At 68.7% G+C, this 22,994-nt stretch carries 17 protein-coding genes and 1 tRNA gene; 10 read left to right on the top strand and 8 right to left on the bottom strand.

What is annotated here, in order from left to right; genetic code table 11:
* Positions 1-111: 111 nt before the first annotated feature.
* The 5 genes from ACZ5K7_RS16970 to rpmH are packed head-to-tail and all read right to left on the bottom strand — an operon-like array spanning position 112 to position 2,837.
* Positions 112-621 carry a Jag family protein gene (locus ACZ5K7_RS16970; RefSeq protein WP_351695861.1) on the bottom strand — a complete coding sequence of 170 codons (510 nt, stop codon included), beginning with the start codon at positions 619-621 and terminating at the stop codon, positions 112-114.
* Positions 622-636: 15 nt separating this feature from the next.
* A complete protein-coding gene (yidC, locus tag ACZ5K7_RS16965) occupies positions 637-1,941 on the bottom strand; it encodes a membrane protein insertase YidC (RefSeq protein ID WP_468914246.1) in 1,305 nt (434 codons plus the stop codon).
* A gap of 3 nt (positions 1,942-1,944) precedes the next feature.
* Entirely contained in the window at positions 1,945-2,310 is a 366-nt protein-coding gene (yidD, locus tag ACZ5K7_RS16960; protein ID WP_351316546.1) for a membrane protein insertion efficiency factor YidD, read from the bottom strand.
* Positions 2,307-2,678: a ribonuclease P protein component gene (gene rnpA / locus ACZ5K7_RS16955; RefSeq protein ID WP_351695865.1), complete on the bottom strand. Its 372-nt coding sequence runs from the start codon at positions 2,676-2,678 to the stop codon at positions 2,307-2,309. The genes yidD and rnpA overlap by 4 nt, the downstream gene beginning before the upstream one ends.
* 21 nt (positions 2,679-2,699) lie before the next feature.
* On the bottom strand, positions 2,700-2,837 hold the full coding sequence (rpmH, locus tag ACZ5K7_RS16950; protein WP_005482975.1) for a 50S ribosomal protein L34: 138 nt from the start codon (positions 2,835-2,837) through the stop codon (positions 2,700-2,702).
* A 373-nt stretch (positions 2,838-3,210) separates the two neighbouring features.
* Between rpmH and dnaA the strand changes: the two genes are divergently transcribed.
* The 9 genes from dnaA (at position 3,211) to ACZ5K7_RS16905 (ending at position 16,059) form a co-directional block, all read left to right on the top strand.
* On the top strand, positions 3,211-5,151 hold the full coding sequence (gene dnaA / locus ACZ5K7_RS16945) for a chromosomal replication initiator protein DnaA (RefSeq protein ID WP_468914243.1): 1,941 nt from the start codon (positions 3,211-3,213) through the stop codon (positions 5,149-5,151).
* Between the two features lie 953 nt (positions 5,152-6,104).
* Positions 6,105-7,235, top strand: a complete 1,131-nt coding sequence (gene dnaN, locus ACZ5K7_RS16940; RefSeq protein WP_351695869.1) for a DNA polymerase III subunit beta — start codon at positions 6,105-6,107, stop codon at positions 7,233-7,235.
* Between the two features lie 177 nt (positions 7,236-7,412).
* Positions 7,413-8,288 carry a phosphogluconate dehydrogenase (NAD(+)-dependent, decarboxylating) gene (gene gnd / locus ACZ5K7_RS16935; RefSeq protein WP_351695871.1) on the top strand — a complete coding sequence of 292 codons (876 nt, stop codon included), beginning with the start codon at positions 7,413-7,415 and terminating at the stop codon, positions 8,286-8,288.
* Positions 8,289-8,328: 40 nt separating this feature from the next.
* Positions 8,329-9,450: a DNA replication/repair protein RecF gene (gene recF, locus ACZ5K7_RS16930; RefSeq protein ID WP_468914239.1), complete on the top strand. Its 1,122-nt coding sequence runs from the start codon at positions 8,329-8,331 to the stop codon at positions 9,448-9,450.
* Positions 9,447-9,974: a DciA family protein gene (locus ACZ5K7_RS16925; RefSeq protein ID WP_351695875.1), complete on the top strand. Its 528-nt coding sequence runs from the start codon at positions 9,447-9,449 to the stop codon at positions 9,972-9,974. Before recF ends, ACZ5K7_RS16925 begins: the two co-directional genes overlap by 4 nt.
* A gap of 374 nt (positions 9,975-10,348) precedes the next feature.
* On the top strand, positions 10,349-12,412 hold the full coding sequence (gyrB, locus tag ACZ5K7_RS16920; protein WP_468914235.1) for a DNA topoisomerase (ATP-hydrolyzing) subunit B: 2,064 nt from the start codon (positions 10,349-10,351) through the stop codon (positions 12,410-12,412).
* Between the two features lie 42 nt (positions 12,413-12,454).
* Positions 12,455-15,058 (top strand): DNA gyrase subunit A, encoded by a 2,604-nt coding sequence (gyrA, locus tag ACZ5K7_RS16915; protein ID WP_468914232.1) that lies wholly within the window; start codon positions 12,455-12,457, stop codon positions 15,056-15,058.
* A gap of 18 nt (positions 15,059-15,076) precedes the next feature.
* Positions 15,077-15,871: a DUF3566 domain-containing protein gene (locus tag ACZ5K7_RS16910; RefSeq protein ID WP_351695881.1), complete on the top strand. Its 795-nt coding sequence runs from the start codon at positions 15,077-15,079 to the stop codon at positions 15,869-15,871.
* Between the two features lie 111 nt (positions 15,872-15,982).
* Positions 15,983-16,059, top strand: a tRNA-Ile gene (locus tag ACZ5K7_RS16905).
* 73 nt (positions 16,060-16,132) lie between these two features.
* Here the strand turns inward: ACZ5K7_RS16905 and ACZ5K7_RS16900 are convergent.
* On the bottom strand, positions 16,133-16,348 hold the full coding sequence (locus ACZ5K7_RS16900; protein ID WP_468914228.1) for a hypothetical protein: 216 nt from the start codon (positions 16,346-16,348) through the stop codon (positions 16,133-16,135).
* 962 nt (positions 16,349-17,310) lie between these two features.
* Between ACZ5K7_RS16900 and ACZ5K7_RS16895 the strand changes: the two genes are divergently transcribed.
* Entirely contained in the window at positions 17,311-17,517 is a 207-nt protein-coding gene (locus tag ACZ5K7_RS16895) for a hypothetical protein (RefSeq protein WP_351695885.1), read from the top strand.
* A 385-nt stretch (positions 17,518-17,902) separates the two neighbouring features.
* On the opposite strand, the gene ACZ5K7_RS16890 is transcribed toward ACZ5K7_RS16895, so the two are convergent.
* Both ACZ5K7_RS16890 and ACZ5K7_RS16885 read right to left on the bottom strand, forming a co-directional pair.
* Positions 17,903-18,079, bottom strand: a complete 177-nt coding sequence (locus tag ACZ5K7_RS16890; RefSeq protein WP_168508452.1) for a hypothetical protein — start codon at positions 18,077-18,079, stop codon at positions 17,903-17,905.
* A gap of 654 nt (positions 18,080-18,733) precedes the next feature.
* Complete coding sequence (locus ACZ5K7_RS16885; RefSeq protein ID WP_468914504.1) at positions 18,734-22,771, bottom strand: nSTAND1 domain-containing NTPase; 4,038 nt, start codon at positions 22,769-22,771, stop codon at positions 18,734-18,736.
* Positions 22,772-22,994 lie beyond the last annotated feature (223 nt).

Raw genomic sequence — 22,994 nt, 5'->3', positions numbered from 1 at the left:
TCCTTCCGTACAGCGCCGGCGCTCCACGCACCGGCCACCAAGAACTACCAGGCTGACAAAGTTCGGCCCCGCCTGCTCAACAGACGGGGCCGGTGAAACGGGGGGAACCGATCAGGCGGGCAGCACGACGACGAACCGCTGCGGCTCCTCGCCCTCCGACTCGCTGCGCAGTCCGGCGGACTTGACCGCGTCGTGCACGACCTTGCGCTCGAACGGACTCATCGGCTTGAGCTTCACGGGCTCACCGGTGCTCTTCACCTCGGCCGCGGCCTTGGCACCCAGCTCGGAGAGTTCGGCGCGCTTCTTGGCGCGGTAGCCCGCGATGTCGAGCATCAGTCGGCTGCGGTCACCGGTCTCCCGGTGCACGGCCAGGCGGGTCAGCTCCTGAAGCGCCTCCAGCACCTCGCCGTCACGGCCGACCAGCTTCTGCAGATCGCGGCCGCCCGCATCGCTGATGATCGATACGGAGGCGCGGTCGGCCTCGACATCCATGTCGATGTCGCCATCGAGGTCGGCGATGTCCAGCAGACCCTCGAGGTAGTCGGCCGCGATCTCACCCTCCTGCTCCAGGCGGGTCAGGGTGTCTGCACCCTCGGCAGCGGAGGTGGTGCCTTCCGTCACGGGATGGGCTCCTTCTTACTTCTTGGACGGGGACTTGGGGCGCTGCGGACCGCCCTTGCGCTGACCGGACTGGGCCCTGCTGCGGCCGTTGGAACCGCCCTTCGGGGGCTGCTGCTGGGCGGCCGGCTTGGCGTCCTGCGGCTCGTCGGACTTCTCCAGCGAGGTCGTCGGTTCGGCGGAGTCCTCCTTCTCGGTGGAGGTCGACGGCTCGCCGGCCGCCTTCGCGCTGCCGGACTGCCGCTGGGCCTTGGTCTGGCGCTTGGGCTGCTGGCGCTTGGGCACACCGGTGGTGGTCGCGACGCCGTCCTCGGCCCCCGTGACGGCCTGAGCCTCGCCCTTCACCACGGCGCCGTCGCTCTGGGCCACGAGGCCCGCCTTGGTCAGCCCGTTGATGAACTTGCGCTCGAACTCGTTGCGGTCCCGGCCCTTGGCGACGATCGCCTTGATGATGGTGCGCTCGCTGCGCTTACTGGCCTTGCCGTGGTGCGTGACGTGCTTGGTCAGGCGCTCCAGGTAGGCGGCCTGGGCCTTGGAACCCGGGGTCGGGTTGTTGCGGATGACGTACATCTGCTGGCCCATGGTCCACACGTTGGTGGTCAGCCAGTAGACGAGGACACCGACCGGGAAGTTGATACCGAAGACGGCGAACATGACCGGGAAGACATACATCAGCATCTTCTGCTGCTGCATGAACGGCGTCTTCACGGTGGTGTCGACGTTCTTCGTCATCAGCTGACGCTGCGTGTAGAACTGCGACGCCGACATCAGGACGATCATGATGGCGGTGACGACCCGGACATCGGTCAGTGAAGCGCCGAGCGCCTCCACCTTGGACGATCCGTCCGTGAACTTCGCGGCGAGCGGGGCACCGAAGATGTGCGCCTTACGGGCGCTCGCGAGCAGCGACTCGTTGATGACGCCGATCGTCGAGCCCGTCGCGATGCCGTTGAGCACGTGGTACAGGGCGAAGAAGAACGGCGACTGCGCGAGGATGGGAAGGCACGAGGAGAGCGGGTTGGTACCCGACTCCTTGTACAGCTTCATCATCTCTTCGGACTGACGCTGCTTGTCGTTCTTGTAGCGCTCCTGGATCTTCTTCATCTCAGGCTGCAGCGTCTGCATGGCCCGGGTCGCCTTGATCTGCTTCACGAAGAGCGGGATCAGGCAGATGCGGATCAGGATCACCAGAGACACGATGGACAAGCCCCAGGCCCAGCCCGTGTCGGGACCGAAGATCTTCCCGTACACCGCGTGGAACTGGACGATGACCCATGAAACGGGTGTCGTGATGAAGCTGAAAAAGCTGGCAATCGTGTCCACTAATCATGCTCCTTGGGCATGGGACGAAGTCTCTGCGGCCGGGCTCGAAGGAAGCTCGGGAGCGAGCTTCTCCTCGGTGGCCGGTTCGGCGGCGGAGGGCCCGCCCTTGCGTGCACGCCAGGCGTCACGCAGCATTTCGTGCCACCGCGGTCGCTTACGCGGAGGAACATGATCCACACCGCCGAGCGACCACGGATTGCACCGCAGGATGCGCCAGGCAGTGAGCGCCGTCCCCTTGATCGCACCGTGCCGGTCAATGGCTGTGTAGCCGTAGTGGGAGCACGACGGGTAGTACTTGCACACCGGCCCCAGCAACGGACTGATCGTCCACTGGTACAGCTTGATCAGAGCCAGTAGTGGGTACTTCATCGCGCGCCCCCTCCCAGTAGCCGCTCGATGGCGGCGTCCAGGTCTCGGGCCAGCTGTCCATGGTCGGCGTCGCCCGCTCCGGGCAGCGCTCGTACGACTACCAGGCTACCGGGGGGGAACAGGGCGACTCGGTCACGCATCAGGTGACGCAGTCTGCGCTTGACCTTGTTGCGCACGACCGCGCCACCCACTGCTTTGCTCACGACGAAACCCGCACGCGTCGAGGGAGCGCTCTCCCCAGGCGCGTGCGGGTCCGTGGCACCGCTACGAAAGTGGACGACGAGGGACGGGCGGCCGGCCCGGCGACCCCGTCGTACAGCGGTCGCGAAGTCCTCGCGCCGCCTCAGCCGATGCTCGGTAGGCAGCACGACGTCATGACCTGATCAGAATCAGGCGGACAGGCTGGCGCGACCCTTGCTGCGGCGGTTCGCCAGAATCGCGCGGCCGGCACGGGTGCGCATCCGCAGACGGAAGCCGTGGGTCTTGGCGCGACGACGGTTGTTCGGCTGGAAGGTGCGCTTGCTCACTCGGGGGCTCCAGAAATCAAATCGGTGTGGCGGGTGCCGTCCTGGCTGTCACCGTGCGCCCACGAGTAGCTCGCATCACGCCCGAGTGCACCGCTTCCCGATCACCTTCAGCGATCTGTGCCCATCGGAGGCAGGCGGCAGCAGCCATCGACAACTCGACCTGGTCACGGTACGCGGGGCTACGCCATTCGGTCAAACCAGCAGTGACCGAGAGACACTATCCACAGGCTGGGGACAACAACTTGAACCGCACCCGCCACGCTGACTACCGTGGCTGAACTCCGATTCGTTCCTTTATCCCCGCCCGACCCGATATTCATCCCGACCCGTCCTCGAACCACACGTTCGTGGGACCTGTGAGAGAGCGTGCCCTGTGGCTGACGTACCTGCCGATCTTGCCGCAGTGTGGCCACGAGTACTGGAGCAGCTCCTCGGTGAGGGCCGCGGTCAGGGTGTGGAGGGCAAGGACGAACACTGGATCCGGCGCTGCCAGCCACTCGCCCTGGTCGCGGACACCGCACTGCTCGCGGTACCGAACGAATTCGCGAAGAACGTGCTGGAGGGCCGTCTCGCGCCCATCGTCAGCGAGACGCTGAGCCGCGAGTGCGGGCGCCCGATCCGGATCGCGATCACCGTGGACGAGTCCGCCGGCGAACCCCCGACCCCGCCGGCACCCCCCGTGCAGCCACAGCGCTACGAAGAACCCGAGCTCCCCTCCCCGCAGTACGACGGCGGATACGGCCGGCACCGCGCCGACCACCCGCCCGAGCAGGGCGGCCGCGACCAGCTGCCGCCCCCGCGCGCCGATCAGCTCCCCACCGCCCGGCCGGCCTACCCCTCCGAGTACCAGCGCCCCGAACCCGGCGCCTGGCCCCGCCCGGGGCAGGACGAATACAGCTGGCAGCAGCCCCGCCTCGGCTTCCCCGAACGCGACCCCTACGCCTCACCGTCGCAGGACACCTACCGCTCGGACGGTTACGGCGACTCCTACTCCCAGGAGTACCGGCCCCAGCAGCCGATGGACCGGCCGCCGTACGAGCAGCAGCGCACGGAGTACGAACCGCAGCGCCCCGACTACGACCGTCCCGAATACGAACGGTCCGACTACGACCGTTCCGACTACGACCAGCGGGACACCGGCCGCCGCGACCGGTCCGAGCCCCCGGCCGGGCCGGGCCAGGGCCGCCGGGGCGGTCCCGGACGCCCCGACCTGCCGGCCGCCACCGGCGCGCCGGGACCGCTGGGCGCCAAGCCCGCACCGGCGTCGGGCCCCGGCGAACCGACCGCCCGCCTCAACCCCAAGTACCTCTTCGACACCTTCGTCATCGGCGCGTCCAACCGCTTCGCGCACGCGGCCGCGGTCGCCGTCGCCGAGGCGCCCGCGAAGGCCTACAACCCCCTGTTCATCTATGGGGAGTCGGGGCTGGGCAAGACGCACCTGCTGCATGCGATCGGGCACTACGCGCGCAGCCTCTACCCGGGCACCCGGGTGCGCTATGTGAGCTCGGAGGAGTTCACCAACGAGTTCATCAACTCGATCCGCGACGGCAAGGGCGACAGCTTCCGCAAGCGGTACCGCGAGATGGACATCCTGCTCGTCGACGACATCCAGTTCCTCGCGGACAAGGAGTCGACGCAGGAGGAGTTCTTCCACACCTTCAACACGCTCCACAACGCGAACAAGCAGATCGTGCTCTCCAGCGACCGGCCGCCCAAGCAGCTGGTCACCCTCGAGGACCGACTGCGGAACCGTTTCGAGTGGGGTCTGATCACCGACGTCCAGCCGCCGGAACTGGAGACGCGCATCGCGATCCTCCGCAAGAAGGCGGTCCAGGAGCAGCTCAACGCACCGCCGGAGGTACTGGAGTTCATCGCCTCCCGCATCTCGCGCAACATCCGTGAGCTGGAGGGCGCGCTGATCCGGGTGACGGCGTTCGCGTCGCTCAACCGGCAGCCGGTCGATCTGGGCCTGACCGAGATCGTCCTCAAGGATCTGATCCCCGGGGGGCAGGACTCCACGCCGGAGATCAGCGCGACGGCGATCATGGCGGCGACCGCCGACTACTTCGGCCTCACGGTCGACGACCTCTGCGGCAGCTCGCGCGGCCGGCAGCTGGTCACCGCGCGGCAGATCGCCATGTACCTGTGCCGCGAGCTCACGGACCTGTCCCTGCCGAAGATCGGGGCGCAGTTCGGCAACCGGGACCACACGACCGTGATGCACGCCGACCGGAAGATCCGCGCACTGATGGCGGAGCGGCGGTCGATCTACAACCAGGTGACGGAGCTGACGAACCGCATCAAGAACGGCTAGTTCCACAGCGTTCAGGGCGCCCTCGGGAGAGATCCCGGGGGCGCCTTTCGGCGTCCTGGGGTAGTTCGGCAGGGGTCCCCGCGGGTCCGTCCGTGGTGGCTCGCGCGGTGCTCCGCGCCCCTGATGGGGCGTGTCCACTGAGCGGCGCCGCGAACAGGCGCCCTCCCGCTGTTCGATTACCAGCCTGGTTACGGGCGTCCTCCACAGATTTGCCGACTTTCTTGCGTCCACACCCTGGGGACTGTGAAGTTGTCCCGAACGCCGTCCACAGGTCGGCGGGTGAAAAAGCATCGGGGCAGCTCAGGGGGCTGTGGAATCGTGGACGACGGATCTCCACAGGCTGTGGACGAAGAAAGCGTCCACAGGCTGTGCATGAAGTTGTCCACCGGTACCTCACAGGCTGAGGGGTGGTTGTCCCCAGCGATCCCCAGCTTCTCCACACGGCTGTCCACTGTTCGGCAACGTGACGCGCCTGCTCACCGTGTCGAGTGAAAGGCGTCACACGAAGCTGCCGGGTTGGCCTGTGGGAAAGGTGGGTAAAGCTGGGGACGGCGCTGGGGAGAAGTCGCCTCGGGCTGTGCACGGTGTGTGCAGAACTTTCTGTTCTCCACAGAGACACCTGGTTGTCCACCGGCTTAACCCACAGGGGCAGTGGACAAAATCTGGCCCCTGAGCTGGGAAAACGGGGTTATCCACGGTATCCACAGCCCCTACTACTACTCCCAACTAGAGAGAGCTGGGAATCCGTTTCGAAGAGGGCCCTGTGCACAACTCGCTCTTCGGCCTCTGACCGCGCCTCGTCACGACTTGACCTCGACGGGCACCAGCTGTCAGTGCGGTGCGTCAGACTGGTCCCCGGTGTTCTTCCCCTCCCCGGGGCTCACGACACCGAGTCAGACGACGAAGACGCAGCAGGGCGAGAAGCCCCGGCAACAGCAGGAGGCGGGCTTACGGTGAAGATCCGGGTGGAACGCGACGTACTCGCGGAGGCAGTGGCCTGGGCGGCACGCAGCCTCCCGGCCCGTCCGCCGGCGCCGGTCCTCGCCGGCCTGCTGCTGAAGGCCGAGGACGGCCAGCTGAGCCTGTCCAGCTTCGACTACGAGGTCTCCGCGCGGGTCAGCGTCGAGACCGAGGTCGAGGAGGAGGGCACGGTCCTGGTCTCGGGCCGGCTGCTCGCCGACATCTGCCGTGCCCTGCCCAACCGGCCGGTGGAGATTTCCACAGACGGTGTACGGGCCACGGTGGTCTGCGGATCGTCCCGGTTCACGCTGCACACCCTGCCGGTGGAGGAGTACCCCTCGCTGCCGCAGATGCCGAACGCGACGGGCACCGTCCCCGGCGAGGTCTTCGCCTCCGCCGTCTCCCAGGTGGCCATCGCGGCCGGGCGTGACGACACGCTGCCGGTGCTGACCGGTGTGCGGATCGAGATCGAGGGCGACACGGTCACCCTGGCCTCCACCGACCGCTACCGCTTCGCGGTCCGTGAGTTCCTGTGGAAGCCGGAGAACCCCGAGGCGTCCGCGGTGGCCCTGGTGCCCGCCAAGACGCTCCTGGACACCGCCAAGGCCCTCACGAGCGGCGACAGCGTGATCCTGGCGCTGTCCGGCTCGGGCGCGGGCGAGGGGCTCATCGGTTTCGAGGGCGCCGGCCGGCGGACGACCACGCGGCTGCTCGAAGGCGACCTGCCGAAGTACCGCTCGCTGTTCCCGACCGAGTTCAACTCCGTGGCCGTGATCGAGACCGCCCCCTTCGTGGAGGCCGTCAAGCGTGTCGCCCTGGTGGCCGAGCGGAACACCCCGGTGCGGCTCAGCTTCGAGCAGGGCGTGCTGATCCTGGAGGCCGGTTCCAGCGACGACGCACAGGCTGTGGAAAGGGTGGACGCGCAGCTGGAGGGCGACGACGTCTCGATCGCCTTCAACCCGACCTTCCTGCTCGACGGTCTGAGCGCGATCGACTCGCCGGTGGCCCAGCTGTCGTTCACGACGTCCACGAAGCCGGCGCTGCTGAGCGGGAAGCCGGCGCTCGACGCGGAGGCGGACGAGGCGTACAAGTACCTGATCATGCCGGTGCGGCTGAGCGGCTGAGTCTGTCCACAGCTGTGCACGGTGCCGGGTGCCCCCTGTGGGTATCCGGCACCGAGGTCCGATGGGTTTCCCCAGGTGAGCGGCTGAGCCCACAACTGTGCACAAAGGGTCGCGATTAGGCTCGGGCGCGGCACGAAAGTGCCTCTCCTGCCACACCGCAACCTAAGGAACCAACTGATGGAGCTCGGTCTCGTCGGCCTCGGCAAAATGGGCGGCAACATGCGCGAGCGGATCCGCCGCGCGGGCCACACCGTCGTCGGATACGACCGCAACCCGGACCTCGCCGACGTCCACAGCCTGGAAGAGCTTGTGGGCAAGCTCAGCGGGCCCCGGGTGGTGTGGGTGATGGTCCCGGCCGGGGCGCCGACCCAGTCCACGATCGACGAGCTGGCCGAGCTGCTGGAGCCCGGTGACGTGGTCGTCGACGGCGGCAACTCCCGTTGGACGGACGACGAGAGGCACGCCGAGGAGCTGGCCGCCAAGGGCATCGGTTTCGTCGACTGCGGGGTCTCCGGCGGTGTCTGGGGCCTGGAGAACGGCTACGCGCTGATGTACGGCGGCGAAGCCGAGTACGTCGAGAAGGTCCGGCCGGTCTTCGACGCGCTCAAGCCCGAGGGTGACTTCGGTGCGGTGCACGCAGGCAAGGTCGGCGCGGGTCACTTCGCGAAGATGGTCCACAACGGCATCGAGTACGCGATGATGCAGGCCTACGCTGAGGGCTGGGAGCTCCTGGAGAAGGTCGACTCCGTCACGGATGTGCGCGAGGTCTTCCGCTCCTGGCAGGAGGGCACGGTCATCCGTTCCTGGCTGCTCGACCTCGCGGTGAACGCCCTCGACGAGGACGAGCACCTGGACAGGCTGAAGGGCTTCGCCCAGGACTCCGGCGAGGGCCGGTGGACGGTGGAGGCCGCGATAGACAACGCGGTGCCGCTGCCCGCGATCACCGCCTCGCTGTTCGCGCGGTTCGCCTCCCGGCAGGAGGACTCGCCGCAGATGAAGATGATCGCCGCGCTGCGAAACCAGTTCGGCGGCCACGCCGTAGAGGCGAAGTAGAGACGAAGTAGCAGGTCACGGGGAGGTCGGCGAAACACCTATGCACGTCACGCATCTGTCGCTGGCCGACTTCCGCTCCTACGCCCGGGTCGAGGTCCCGCTCGACCCGGGCGTCACCGCCTTCGTCGGCCCCAACGGCCAGGGCAAGACCAACCTCGTCGAGGCCGTCGGCTATCTCGCCACCCTCGGCAGCCACCGGGTCGCCTCCGACGCTCCCCTGGTCCGGATGGGTGCCGAGCGGGCGGTCATCCGGGCGCAGGTCCGGCAGGGCGACCGGCAGCAGCTGGTCGAGCTGGAGCTCAACCCGGGCCGGGCCAACCGTGCCCGTATCAACAGGTCCTCGCAGGTCAGGCCGCGGGATGTGCTGGGGATCGTACGGACGGTGCTGTTCGCGCCGGAGGATCTCGCGCTGGTGAAGGGCGACCCGGGTGAGCGGCGGCGCTTCCTGGACGAGTTGATCACGGCGCGGTCGCCGCGGATGGCCGGCGTGCGGTCCGACTACGAGCGTGTCCTCAAGCAGCGGAACACCCTGTTGAAGAGCGCGGCCCTCGCCCGGCGGCACGGTGGCCGTTCCATGGATCTGTCCACGCTGGACGTGTGGGACCAGCACCTCGCGCGGGCCGGTGCCGAGCTGCTCGCCCAGCGGCTCGACCTGATCGCCGCGCTCCAGCCGCTCGCCGACAAGGCGTACGAGCAGTTGGCACCGGGCGGTGGCCCGGTCGCGCTGGAGTACAGGCCGTCGGCCCCCGGTGAGGCGCACACCCGTGAGGATCTGTACACCCAGGTGATGGCGGCGCTGGCGGACGCCCGCAAGCAGGAGATCGAGCGGGGTGTCACGCTGGTCGGTCCGCACCGCGACGACCTGGCCCTCAAACTGGGGCAGCTGCCCGCCAAGGGCTACGCCTCGCACGGCGAGTCCTGGTCGTACGCGCTGGCGCTGCGCCTGGCGTCGTACGACCTGCTGCGCGCCGAGGGCAACGAGCCGGTGCTGGTGCTCGACGACGTGTTCGCCGAGCTGGACGCGCGGCGCCGGGAGCGGCTGGCGGAGCTGGTCGCGCCCGGGGAGCAGGTGCTGGTCACCGCCGCTGTGGACGACGACGTGCCGCATCTGCTGACCGGTGTGCGGTACGCGGTGGCGGACGGGGTGGTGGAGCGCGCATGAGCACCGACGGATCCGCCCCGAAGAAGGAACCCTCCGGTGTCGACCTGGCGCGTGTGGCGCTCAGGGCGGCGAAGGAGGCGGCACGCGCGCGTGGTGACGCGGCGCAGCAGCGGAAGCAGGCGCGGCGCGGTGGTCTGCGCTCCGGCGCGCGCGCCGACGGTCGCGATCCCATGGCGCTGGGTTCCGCGATCAACCGTTTGATCACCGAGCGCGGCTGGGAGACGCCGGCCGCGGTGGGTGGGGTGATGGGCCGCTGGCCGCAGATCGTGGGCGAGGACCTCGCCAACCACTGTGTGCCGCAGCGGTACGACGAGGACGAGCGGGTGCTGGTCGTCCAGTGCGATTCCACGGCCTGGGCGACCCAGCTGCGCCATCTCTCTCCCGCGCTGGTCGCACGCCTGAACGAGGACCTCGGGCATGGCACCGTGCGGATGATCAAGGTGCTCAATCCCGGCGGTCCGCCCCGGCGCTACGGCCCGCTGCGCGCCCCCGGGAGCACCGGTCCCGGCGATACCTACGGGTGACTTGCGTCACGTCATCAGCCGAGCGTGGAGCCTTCGTGCGGCCGCCTCGGCTGATCGTCGTACAACCGCACGCGGTTGCGAATCGCGACCTGACCCCGGAGTAGCCAAGGGTTGACAGCCGGAAGCGCTGAGTGCCTCTGTGAGCCTCTTGGAGCCCCCATCCGTATATCGGGAGTCGGCAGAGGCGGGTTCAGGGCGGCACATGCGGACTCAGGTACCGGCAAACCCCCATCACTGTCGGCGCTACCGGTAGACTGGGAGACAATCCCGCCCCGAACGTGGGGACCGTCCGGGAAAAGCTGAGCAACGCTGATCAAGGCTTACCAACGCAACATGCCGCAGCCGCTCCGGCAACCCGCCGACGAGCCCGGCTCGTGCTGTGCCAGAAAGGGCGCTTCGTGGCCGATTCCGGCAACCCCAACGAGAACATCCCGTCCACCGACGCCGGCGCGAACGGTGAGGTCACCGCCTCCTATGACGCCAGTGCCATCACCGTGCTCGAAGGGCTGGACGCGGTCCGCAAGCGACCCGGTATGTACATCGGCTCCACCGGTGAACGCGGCCTCCACCACCTCGTGTACGAGGTGGTGGACAACTCCGTCGACGAGGCTCTGGCGGGCCACGCGGACACCATCGACGTGACGATCCTGGCCGACGGCGGCGTGCGTGTCGTCGACAACGGCCGCGGCATCCCCGTCGGCATCGTGGCGTCCGAGGGCAAGCCGGCCGTCGAGGTCGTGCTGACCGTGCTGCACGCGGGCGGCAAGTTCGGCGGTGGCGGTTACGCCGTCTCCGGCGGTCTGCACGGTGTGGGTGTCTCCGTCGTGAACGCCCTGTCGTCCAAGGTCTCGGTCGAGATCAGGACCGACGGTCACCGCTGGACGCAGGACTACAAGCTGGGCGTCCCGACGGCTCCGCTGGCGCAGCACGAGAAGACGGACGAGACCGGCACCTCGGTCACGTTCTGGGCGGACCCGGACATCTTCGAGACCACCGAGTACTCCTTCGAGACGCTTTCGCGGCGCTTCCAGGAGATGGCCTTCCTCAACAAGGGCCTGACGATCCGGCTCACCGACGAGCGCGAGTCGGCGAAGGCCGTCGCCGGCGCCGACGAGGCGGGCGCGGACGAGAAGGCCGAGGACAAGACCGTCACGTACCACTACGAGGGCGGCATCGTCGACTTCGTGAAGTACCTCAACTCCCGCAAGGGCGACGTGGTGCACCCGACGGTGATCGACCTGGAGGCCGAGGACAAGGACAAGAGCCTGTCCCTCGAGGTCGCCATGCAGTGGAACAGCGGCTACAGCGAGGGCGTGTACTCGTTCGCCAACATCATCCACACGCATGAGGGCGGTACCCACGAGGAGGGCTTCCGCGCGGCGCTGACCTCGTTGATCAACAAGTACGCGCGCGACAAGAAGCTGCTGCGTGAGAAGGACGACAACCTCACCGGTGACGACATCCGCGAGGGTCTGACCGCGATCATCTCGGTCAAGCTGAGCGAGCCGCAGTTCGAGGGGCAGACGAAGACCAAGCTGGGCAACACGGAGGCCAAGACCTTCGTGCAGAAGGCGGTCTACGAGCACCTGAACGACTGGCTGGACCGCAACCCGGTCGAGGCGGCGGACATCATCCGCAAGGGCATCCAGGCGGCCACCGCGCGCGTGGCGGCCCGCAAGGCCCGGGATCTCACCAGGCGCAAGGGCCTCCTGGAGAGCGCGTCCCTGCCGGGCAAGCTCTCCGACTGCCAGTCGAACGACCCCACCAAGTGCGAGATCTTCATCGTCGAGGGTGACTCCGCCGGCGGTTCGGCCAAGTCCGGCCGCAACCCGCAGTACCAGGCGATCCTCCCGATCCGGGGCAAGATCCTCAACGTCGAGAAGGCGCGGATCGACAAGATCCTGCAGAACCAGGAGATCCAGGCGCTGATCTCCGCGTTCGGCACGGGTGTGCACGAGGACTTCGACATCTCGAAGCTCCGCTATCACAAGATCATTCTGATGGCGGACGCCGACGTCGACGGTCAGCACATCTCCACCCTGCTGCTGACCTTCCTGTTCCGCTTCATGCGGCCGCTGGTCGAGGCCGGGCACGTGTACCTCTCCCGCCCGCCGCTCTACAAGATCAAGTGGGGCCGGGACGACTCCGAGTACGCGTACTCCGACCGCGAGCGCGACGCGCTCATCGAGATGGGGCGGCAGCGCGGCAAGCGCGTCCGCGAGGACTCGATCCAGCGCTTCAAGGGTCTCGGCGAGATGAACGCCGAGGAGCTGCGCATCACCACGATGGACCAGGAGCACCGGGTCCTCGGCCAGGTCACCCTCGATGACGCCGCCCAGGCGGACGACCTGTTCTCGGTCCTGATGGGCGAGGACGTCGAGGCCCGCCGCGCGTTCATCCAGCGCAACGCCAAGGACGTCCGCTTCCTCGACATCTGAGTCGGTCTCAGCTGACCGCACCAGGAAGGATCTTGACCAGCTATGACCGACGAGAACACTCCCGTCACCCCTGAAGAGGGCGGCGAGGTCGCGATGCGCGTCGAGCCCGTCGGGCTCGAGACGGAGATGCAGCGCTCGTACCTGGACTACGCGATGTCCGTCATCGTGTCCCGTGCGCTGCCCGACGTCCGCGACGGCCTCAAGCCCGTGCACCGCCGCGTCCTGTACGCGATGTACGACGGCGGCTACCGCCCCGAGCGCGGCTTCTACAAGTGCGCCCGTGTCGTCGGCGACGTCATGGGCAACTACCACCCGCACGGCGACTCCTCGATCTACGACGCCCTGGTGCGCCTCGCCCAGCCCTGGTCGATGCGCATGCCGCTCGTCGACTCCAACGGCAACTTCGGCTCCCCGGGCAACGACCCGGCGGCCGCGATGCGGTACACCGAGTGCAAGCTCGCCCCGCTGTCGATGGAGATGGTCCGCGACATCGACGAGGAGACCGTCGACTTCACGGACAACTACGACGGCCGCTCCCAGGAGCCGACCGTCCTGCCCGCCCGCTTCCCGAACCTGCTGATCAACGGCTCCGCCGGTATCGCGGTCGGCATGGCGACCAACATCCCGCCGCACAACCTGCGCGAGGTCGCGGCCGGTGCCCAGTGGTACCTGGAGAACCCGGAGGCCTCGCACGAGGAGCTCCTGGACGCGCTGATCGAGCGGATCAAGGGCCCCGACTTCCCGACCGGCGCGCTGGTCGTCGGCCGCAAGGGCATCGAGGAGGCCTACCGCACGGGCCGTGGTTCGATCACCATGCGCGCGGTCGTCGAGGTCGAGGAGATCCAGAACCGCCAGTGCCTGGTGGTCACGGAGCTGCCGTACCAGACCAACCCCGACAACCTCGCGCAGAAGATCGCCGACCTGGTGAAGGACGGCAAGGTCGGCGGCATCGCCGACGTCCGCGACGAGACCTCCTCCCGCACCGGCCAGCGTCTGGTCATCGTGCTGAAGCGGGACGCGGTCGCCAAGGTCGTCCTGAACAACCTCTACAAGCACACCGATCTGCAGTCGAACTTCGGCGCCAACATGCTGGCGCTGGTCGACGGTGTGCCGCGCACGCTCTCCCTCGACGCGTTCATCCGGCACTGGGTGACGCACCAGATCGAGGTCATCGTCCGCCGTACGCGCTTCCGGCTGCGCAAGGCCGAGGAGCGGGCGCACATCCTGCGCGGTCTGCTGAAGGCGCTGGACGCGATCGACGAGGTCATCGCGCTGATCCGGGCCAGCGACACGGTCGAGATCGCGCGGACGGGCCTGATGGGGCTCCTGGAGATCGACGAGATCCAGGCCAACGCCATCCTGGAGATGCAGCTGCGCCGGCTGGCCGCCCTGGAGCGCCAGAAGATCATCCAGGAGCACGACGAGCTCCAGGCGAAGATCACCGAGTACAACGCGATCCTGGCCTCGCCGGTCCGCCAGCGCGCCATCGTCAGCGAGGAGCTGGCCGCGATCGTCGAGAAGTACGGCGACGACCGCAAGACCATGCTGGTGCCCTACGACGGTGACATGTCCATCGAGGACCTGATCGCCGAGGAGGACATCGTCGTCACGGTCACGCGCGGCGGGTACGTCAAGCGGACCAAGACGGACGACTACCGGGCGCAGAAGCGCGGCGGCAAGGGCGTACGCGGTGCGAAGCTGAAGGAAGACGACATCGTCGACCACTTCTTCGTCTCGACCACGCACCACTGGCTGCTGTTCTTCACCAACAAGGGCCGGGTGTACCGGGCGAAGGCGTACGAGCTGCCGGACGCCGGGCGGGACGCGCGTGGTCAGCACGTGGCGAACCTGCTGGCCTTCCAGCCGGACGAGGCGATCGCCGAGATCCTCGCCATCCGCGACTACGACGCGGCGCCCTACCTGGTGCTCGCCACCAAGGCCGGTCTGGTCAAGAAGACGCCTCTGAAGGATTACGATTCGCCCCGTTCCGGCGGTGTCATCGCGATCAACCTGCGGGAGCGCGAGGACGGTTCCGACGACGAACTGATCGGAGCCGAACTGGTCTCGGCGGACGATGATCTGCTTCTGATCAGCAAGAAGGCACAGTCGATCAGGTTCACCGCCTCCGACGACACTCTGCGCCCCATGGGCCGGGCCACCTCCGGTGTCAAGGGCATGAGTTTCCGCGAGAGCGATGAACTTCTGTCGATGAATGTTGTTCGACCCGGTACGTTCGTGTTCACTGCCACCGACGGGGGGTACGCGAAGCGGACCCGTGTCGACGAGTACCGCGTCCAGGGCCGCGGCGGCCTCGGTATCAAGGCCGCCAAGATCGTGGAGGACCGAGGTTCGCTCGTCGGCGCGCTGATCGTCGAGGAGAACGACGAGATCCTCGCCATCTCCCTGTCCGGCGGTGTGATTCGTACGCGAGTCAGCGGGGTCAGGGAGACGGGCCGTGACACCATGGGCGTCCAACTGATCAATCTGGGCAAGCGCGATGCCGTGGTCGGCATCGCACGGAACGCCGAGGCCGGCAGCGAGGCGGAGGAAGTCGACGGTGAGGACACCGTGGACGAGACCGTCGAGATCGCCGAGGGTGTCGAGACCAGCGGTACGGACGAGGGTGAGGCGCCCTCGGCCGAGTAGCACGAGGAGAGAGTCATCGTGAGCGGAGCCACGGGCGCCGGATCGGCCGGTACCTCGAGGGGTACGGATGCGGACGGCGGCGGCCGTGGCTCCGCCGCGTCCGGCGGGGCCACCGAGGGCGGTGCGCGGCCGATGGACACGCACACCACCCAGTTGAAGGCGGTCAAGGCGTCCGTGAAGGCGTCCACGCCGGATGCACAGGGAACCCAGGGGGGAACCGTGACCGACACCCGAGGCCAGGCCGCGGCGGGCACTCAGCCGGCGTCCGCGCAGCAGCCGAACGCCTCTCCGCTGCCCGGGGAACGGCATTCGGAGCAGCCCGCCGGGCCCTACCACCCGCCGCAGGCCTACCCGGCGACGCAGACCCCGCAGGCCCCCGCGGGGACGCCTGCGGGGGCGGTACGGCGGCCGCGCACCGGCGCCGGGGCACGCACCGCGCCGCGCACCCGCAAGGCCCGGCTGCGGGTCGCCAAGGCCGATCCGTGGTCGGTGATGAAGGTCAGCTTCCTGCTCTCCATCGCGCTGGGCATCTGCTCGATCGTGGCGTCGGCGGTGCTGTGGATGGTCCTGGACGCGATGGGCGTGTTCTCGACCGTCGGCGGCACGATCTCGGAGGCCACCGGTTCGAACGAGTCGAACGGCTTCGACCTCCAGTCGTTCCTGTCCCTCCCGCACGTCCTGATGTTCACGGCGATCATCGCGGTCATCGACGTCGTCCTCGCGACGGCGCTGGCGACCCTCGGCGCGTTCATCTACAACCTGTCCGCCGGCTTCGTCGGCGGCATCGAGCTGACCTTGGCCGAGGACGAGTAACCAGGGTTCAAACCTCTGCTGAAGGTCCCCCGACAACCGATTTTGGGACTGCCCCGGTCGTGCGCTAATCTTCAGGAGTCAGCGCGCGGGACACACACCGCAGAGCGCGGCGGGGCTATAGCTCAGTTGGTTAGAGCGCATCCCTGATAAGGATGAGGCCACAGGTTCAAATCCTGTTAGCCCCACCAGCACGAAGACCCCCGGATCATTGGTCCGGGGGTCTTTTGACACCAGTGGTTGACACCAACCGCCAGGGCCGCGTCAGGTGGCGTGAAGCGGGCACCGCTCGTCGGCCGCCAAGCGAACGTCTCCCTCCCAGACGTAGAAGCCGCCATCCAGCCATCCGGTGCCTCCGCAGGCACAGAGGGCGGGGTCGAGGGAGAGGCGCACGCCGACGCTGTAGTGCGCGCCCTCAGGGGCCTTGCTGGAGCCGTCGGAGCAGGAGCAGGGGACAGGCTTGCCGGGCTTTCCGGTCACGGAACCATCATCGGTCGTGAGGCAGGTTCCGGAACAGGTCGGGCAAGGCTCTTGTGCGATGGCGAGGGCGGATCGACTCGACATGGCTTCGACTCCTTCGAATCGGGCGGGCCAACTTTCACTGCTCTGCGCTCTTGCCCCAACGGGCCACGGTCGCGCGGGAGATCCCGGTGAGTTCGGCAAGGCGGCGATAGGGGACGCCGGCGCTGACGGCTTCGAGAACCAGAGGGCGGAGACTGGCGTCCAGCCGCTCCAACTCAGCCGTGAGACGGACGCGTTCTTGCCCAGGTTCCACGAGCTGCCGTACGGCCTTGGCCCGAGCGTCTTCGGGGGTGGTGGGAGGTTCGTCCGCTGCGGGGGCCTGGGCTGTATGGGGCGGTTGCTGCGTGGCCTTGGGCCGTTGTCGATTTCGACAGGTGGACATGTCTCCACGTTGCGGCACCGTCTCACCTGAGACAAAACGTCGCACTGAAGACGCATATGTCAATTTGGGGCGCTGGTAAAAGCCCAGCTCGGAGAGTTGTTGTCTTCCTCGGCAGGCCATGGAACAGGAGAGCTGTCACAGGTTTCTCTACCTCATCAAGCCCCGGCTGCGCTCCGCTCCGCCGGGCGCGCTTCCCGGCTCCGCCGCGGGCGCCGCTCCTGCCTCCGGCCCGCTCCGCCCGCGCTGCGCCGACGCGCGCCCACTGGTGGATAGGGCCGGTGGCCATGAGTCGATCACCGCATAGAGCGGCCCACGGCCAAGACGATGGTTGCGGACGCTGTCCCTCCGGAACAACGAAGAGACCACCCATCCGGCCGGGGTGGTCTCTTCGTTGCAGGGCCTGTCCGACGGGTCACGTCACCGACCCCGCACCTGACAGCAATGTCACCCGAATGGCGCAACATGACGTGCCACCCACATGGGTGAAGATCAAGCTGGCTAGTGCCCCACCCGAGGCAATCCGTGAAAGGGAAACCAAATGCGCATTCGACGAATCCTCGCCGCCGTCATCGCCACGGCAGCCCTCGCCGGACTCGGCCTCACAGGCGCCGCCACCGCCACCGCCAGCAGCGTCAGCAGCGTCACCCCGGGTGAGTGCACGGACGGCGGTGGAACGATCGATCGGTCGACGCCCGTGCTCCCGACCTGCAGGGGCGGTATGTACGACGGGCAGACAGTCGACTAAACCCCACTAGGGCCTGTTGCGATCGGCACCCCGCAGCCACGCGCTGCGGGGCGCTCCCTCGCGAGCGCAGCCGGGAGAGTCGCAGGGACTGTGCCGACCCGTCGGGCACGCCAGGTCCGAGTCGGCCCGGAAGCATGCGGCGGGCGGGAGCTGAGGTGCGGCCTACGGCCGCGCAAACCTTGGCAGCTCGCTTCGCTCGCGCGCGACGGCGTTCGGGATGGGAGCTGGGGTGAGTGGTGGGCGGAGGAAGGGGTTCGGCTGCGTCCTGCGCACTGAAAAGCCTGATTAGGCGTGGCATCCTCGCCGGACCCGAGCCCGGGCAGTTCACCCAGCCCAGCCCATGACCCGGCAAGCGACGTAGCAGCGTCGTAGCCCCGCACCAGCCTCACGACCCGAAGACCACTTGGAGAACGACGCCGATGAGCCCCAGTCCGGGAAGCGCGGCGACTGCAAGGCAGAACCAGGAGGCCGCCTTCGCGAACCGCGTTCCGTGCTCCCGCAGGACCGCGAAAGCTATCAATGCGACGCCGACCACGACAGCGGAGTAGAAGAGCGCGGCCATGGCTCACCTCCCCAGTCCGCGAGACTCTACCCCGGCAATACCTGCGCGTCGGCACCCGCCGAACACCCGAGACAGCGTGCCCCTGGCGTACCCGTTCCAGAGGCAAGCCACGGGGAACGCCGGTCAGCGCTCATCGAACAAACAGGTCACCGTTATGCCAGCTCAAGCCGCACCCGCATACGCGATCTTCCAAACTAGTGCTGCGGATCGGCGAGGCGGCCCTTGTCAAGACCGCAAGCGGTGGCTGACACCAGCCGCTGACACCAACAAGCACGAACAGCGGCGGTCGACGCCGGACCCGGGTGGACGATCGGCCGAGGCGTCCGGGCGGTTGACCGATGTTGACAGTCCCCCGTGATCGACCTGATAAGGATGAGGCCACAGGTTCAAATCCTGTTAGCCCCACGAGCACGAAGACCCCCGGTCCGGATGGATCGGGGGTCTTTGCGTTGGTGGGTGTCTGTGGCCGGCGGCCGGGGCGTTTCGTGTCCGGCTCCGGGTATGGAAAGGCCCGGTCGCTGGCGACGGGGGATGCACCAGCGACCGGGTTACGGTCAGCCTAACAAGGTGGCCTGTGCGGCGGGAGTCAACTTCTCAGCCGTCGTGAGCAGTTGTGATCGGGATCACTCAAAGGGCGTCATGCGGAGGGCCGGTTCAGTCGCCGCAGGGCGGGTCGTAGGCGAGGCGGGGGAGGTACTCCTGCCACTTCGCCTCGGTCAGGACGTTCCGGGTGACCGAGCAGATGCGGCTGACCGCCTGGTCGACGTCCAGGCTCCACAGCCGGACCGTGCCGGCGCCGCTGGAGACGCCCAGCATGTTGCTTTTCGGGCTGAAGGACAGGAAGTTGCCCGTCTTGGCGTTGGGGCTCATGGACTGGCCTATGGGGTGGGCGGAGGACGGGGACGAGACGTTCCAGAGGCGGACCGTGTTGTCGTTGCCGCCGCTGGCCAGGGTCCTGCCGTTCCGGCTGAAGGTCAGGGACACCACCGCCTCGGTGTGGCCGGTGAGGGCCGAGCCCAGCCGGGTCGCACGGGCCGGCTCCGAGACGTTCCAGAGGCGGACCGTGTCGTCGTCGCTGCCACTGGCCAGGGTCGCCCCGTCGGGACTGTAGGCGAGGGTGTTGATGGGCCCCAGATGGCCCTTGAGGGGGCCGCCCAGGGCCTTGGCACGGGCCCGGTCCGAGACGTCCCAGAGCCGGACCGTGCCGTCCGCGCTGCCGCTCGCCAGGGTCCTGCCGTCAGGGCTGAAGACCAGCGCGTTGACGTAGCCGGTGTGGCCCTTGAGGGGTTCGCCGAGCTGTTTGGGGTGGGCCGGGTCGGTGATGTCCAGGAGCTGGACCGTGCGGTCGTCGTAGTCGGCGGCCACGGTGTGCCCGTCCGGGCTCAGCGCCAGTGCCTCGGCGCCCGCGTACCGGGTGTTCAGCCGGACGGGCGCACCGTACTGACTGGGGTGCGCGGGGTCGGAGACGTTCCACAGCTGCACCCAGTTGACGTCGTTCTCGCCGGTCATGATGACGAGGGTGCGGCCGTCGCGGGTGAACACCATCGACCTAAGGTCCCGCCGCCCGGTCCTGAACGGCTCGCCGAGCGCCGTCGGCCGGGCGGGATCCGTGATGTTCCACAGCCGCATCCGGCTGTCGCCGCCCCCGGTGGCCAGAACGCGACCGTCCGGGCTGAACGCCCCCGCCTCGCCGATCATGTCCGCCCCCGGGACCGACCACAGCCGTACCTTGCCGTCGCCGCTGCCGGTGGCGAGGGTGTGTCCGTCAGGGCTCCAGCCGACGGCGTACATCTCCCCGCTGCTGCCCGCGAGCGGCTCGCCCACCTGGGAGGGGAAGGCCGGGTTGCCGACGTTCCACACGCTGGCCGTGGAGTCCGCGCTGCCCGCGGCGAGCATCGAACCGTCGGGGCTGAAGGCCACCGACCAGACGGGCCCGGTGTGCCCGGTGAGCGGTCCGCCCAGGGCCTTGGCATGCGCCCGGTCGGTGACGTCCCACAGCCGTACGGTGTCGTCCTTGCTGCCGCTCGCGAGGGTGTGGCCGTCCGGGCTGAAGGCCACGGAGTGCACGGTCCCGGTGTGCCCGGTCAGTGCCGCCCCGACACGCTCGGGGCGGCGGGGGTCGGAGACGTCGTACAGGAGGATCGAGTTGTCGTCGCTGCCGGCCGCGAGTGTGCGGCCGTCGGGGCTGAAGGCGAGGGAGCGGACGGCTTCGGTGTGGCCGGTCAGGGCGCCGATCGCGGTGGGGTGGCGCGGGTTGTGCACGTCCCACAGGCGGACGGTGCGGTCCTCGTCGGCGGTGGCCAGGGTGCGGCCGTCGGGGCTGAAGGCGACCAGGTAGATCGTGCCGTCGTGACCGCTCAGCGGGGTGCCCAGGGATACCGGGTGGGTCGGGTCGGAGACGTTCCACAGGCGTACGGTGCCGTCGTCGCCGGCGCTGGCGAGGGTCCTGCCGTCCGGGCTGAAGACCGCACTGGAGACCCAGCTCGTGTGGCCGAGTAACGGCTTGCCCAGCGCCTTGGGGCGGGTCGGGTCGCTCACGTCCCACAGGCGGACCGTGCGGTCGTAGGCGGCGGTGGCCAGTGTCTTGCCGTCGGGGCTGAAGGTGGTGAGGTAGACGGCACCGGTGTGGCCGAGCAGCGGGGTGGCCAGTGGCGCGTTGACGATCGATATCAGGCGGTTGTTGGCGCCCTCGTCGTCCGGGCGTAGACCGTGGGCGACCAGATCCAGCTGGGCGGAGAGTGCCGGGTCCGAGTACTGGAACCGGTCCGCCTCCGCGATCACCTGCTCGAACATCGCGTCGTCCCGCTGCTGCCGGGCGATCACGGCGGCGCCGGCGGCCAGCACCGCCAGCACGACCAGAGCCGACACGGCGGCCCTGCTGATCCACACCGTGCGCCGGCGCAGCCGCACCGAAGCCGCCAGGAACTCCACCGCACTGCGGGTCAGGAAGGTGTCACCGGCCGACTTCGCCCAGGTGTGGGCCTGCTCCAGCCGCGAACCCCGGTACAGCAGTGCGGAGTCGTGGCCGGACTCGTCCCAGGACCGGCCGTCCTCCTCCAGACGCTGGCGCAGCAGGTTCCCGTTGCGGTCCTCGTCGAGCCACTCGCGCAGCCGGGGCCAGGCGTGCAGCAACGCCTCGTGGGTGATCTCCACGGTGTCCGCGTCGAGGGTCACCAGGCGGGCCCGGACCAGCGCTTCGAGCGACTCCTCCGTCTTGTTCGGGTCGGCGGACTCGGCGGCCAGCTGGCGCCGGGTGCCACGCCTGCGGGTCGCCTGGGTGTCCTCGCCGAGGCGGACCAGGCGGAGCAGCAGCAGCCGGGCGGCGGTGCGGGCGGCCGGGTCCAGGCTGGACCAGGCACGCTCGGCGGTCGCGGCGACAGCGCCCTGGATACCGCCGGCCGCCCGGTAGCCGGCCAGCGTCAGGCGGCCCCCCTTGCGGCGCTGCCAGGTGGCGAGCAGAGCGTGCGAGAGCAGCGGGAGGACGCCGGCGTCATGGGCGCCACGCGGACCGTCGGCGCTCACCTCGCGGACGATCAGCTCGGCGAGGCCGGGCTCCAGTTCCAGGCCCACCGCCTTGGCAGGGGCGGTCATGGCGTCGCGCAGCTCGGCGGTGGTCAGCGGGCCGAGCACCATGTGCCGGTGCTGGAGCGCGTCGGCCAGCTCGGGATAGCCCAGGCACTGCTCGTAGAAGTCGGCCCGGATGCCGAGGACGACCAGGGCAGGGGCCGGTTCGCCGGAGGTGGCGGAGGTACTGGCCGCGTGCAGCAGCTGGACGAAGGTCCGCCGGTCCGCCTCTTCGGCGCACAGGGTGAAGGTCTCCTCGAACTGGTCCACGATCACGACAGGGCGTGCCGTCCCAGGTTCCAAGGGCCATGTTTCACGTGAAACATCCTCGGCCTCGCGCCCGGCCCAGGCCATGACCGCTTCCCGTGCAGCCGCCGGATCGTCCAGGTCCGCCAGATCGGCCAGCTCCGGTATGCGGCGGGTCAGTTCGTTGACGGGGTCCGCTCCCGGGACGAGCTGAAGGACCTCGTGCGGGCGGTCCTCCTCGTCGGCCAGGGCGCCGTTCTGCAGGGCGGTGACCAGGCCTGCGTTCAGCAGCGAGGACTTACCCGCCCCCGAGGCGCCGACCAGCATGACCAGACCGCCGCCTGCCTTCGCCGACCGGAGCTGGGCGACCAGGGCGTCGGTACTGCGCTCCCGGCCGAAGAACCAGCGCGCGTCCTCACGGCGGTAGGAGGCCAGGCCCCGATATGGGCAGACGCTGTCGACCGGCGGTGGTGCCTCCGTGTCCTCCGCCGTCTCCGGTACGGGCAGCTCGCCGACCGGATCGGCCACGGCCCGCTCCCAGAGCTTCTGCCACTGGGCCAGGTCGTACAGCCCGGAGGAGACCGGCGCCGGCTGGGAGCGCCGGGCCTGCGGGATGAGGACCTGGAGTACGGCGGAGAGCGCGGCGAACTGCGCGGGCACGTTCTTCGCCCGCCGCCAGTCGCTGATCCGCTGGGCGGAGACCCGCACCGGCCGGCCCCGCTCGTCGACGCGATGCAGTCGGCCGACCGCCTCGGCGACGCGTTTGAGCGGAGGATTGCCGGCCTCCTTGTACAGCAACGCGAGACGTTCCGCGAAGGCTGTGCGTGCCCCTGCGTCGGGACCCAAGGCTCTCCACCCCTTACTTCCCCCGCTGCTGGACATCCGGACCGGAAAACTCACTTTATATGGCTGACCTGCGGCGAAGCCCTGGACCGGACGTCATGACCTCCTCAGATGTGCACCTCGACTGGCAGGATTTCGACGCAGTAAGGCGAGGGTCGGGCGTCGCCCGGCAGGCCCACCAGCTCAGCGTCCGCGGAGACAGTTCACGGCACCGCATGTTCTCGGTCAGGTTCCACCGGCGATTACCCGCCGGAGCGGCGCG

This window comes from Streptomyces sp. NPDC031497 (genome assembly GCF_055580905.1).
This window is presented reverse-complemented; position numbering and strand designations above follow the sequence as displayed.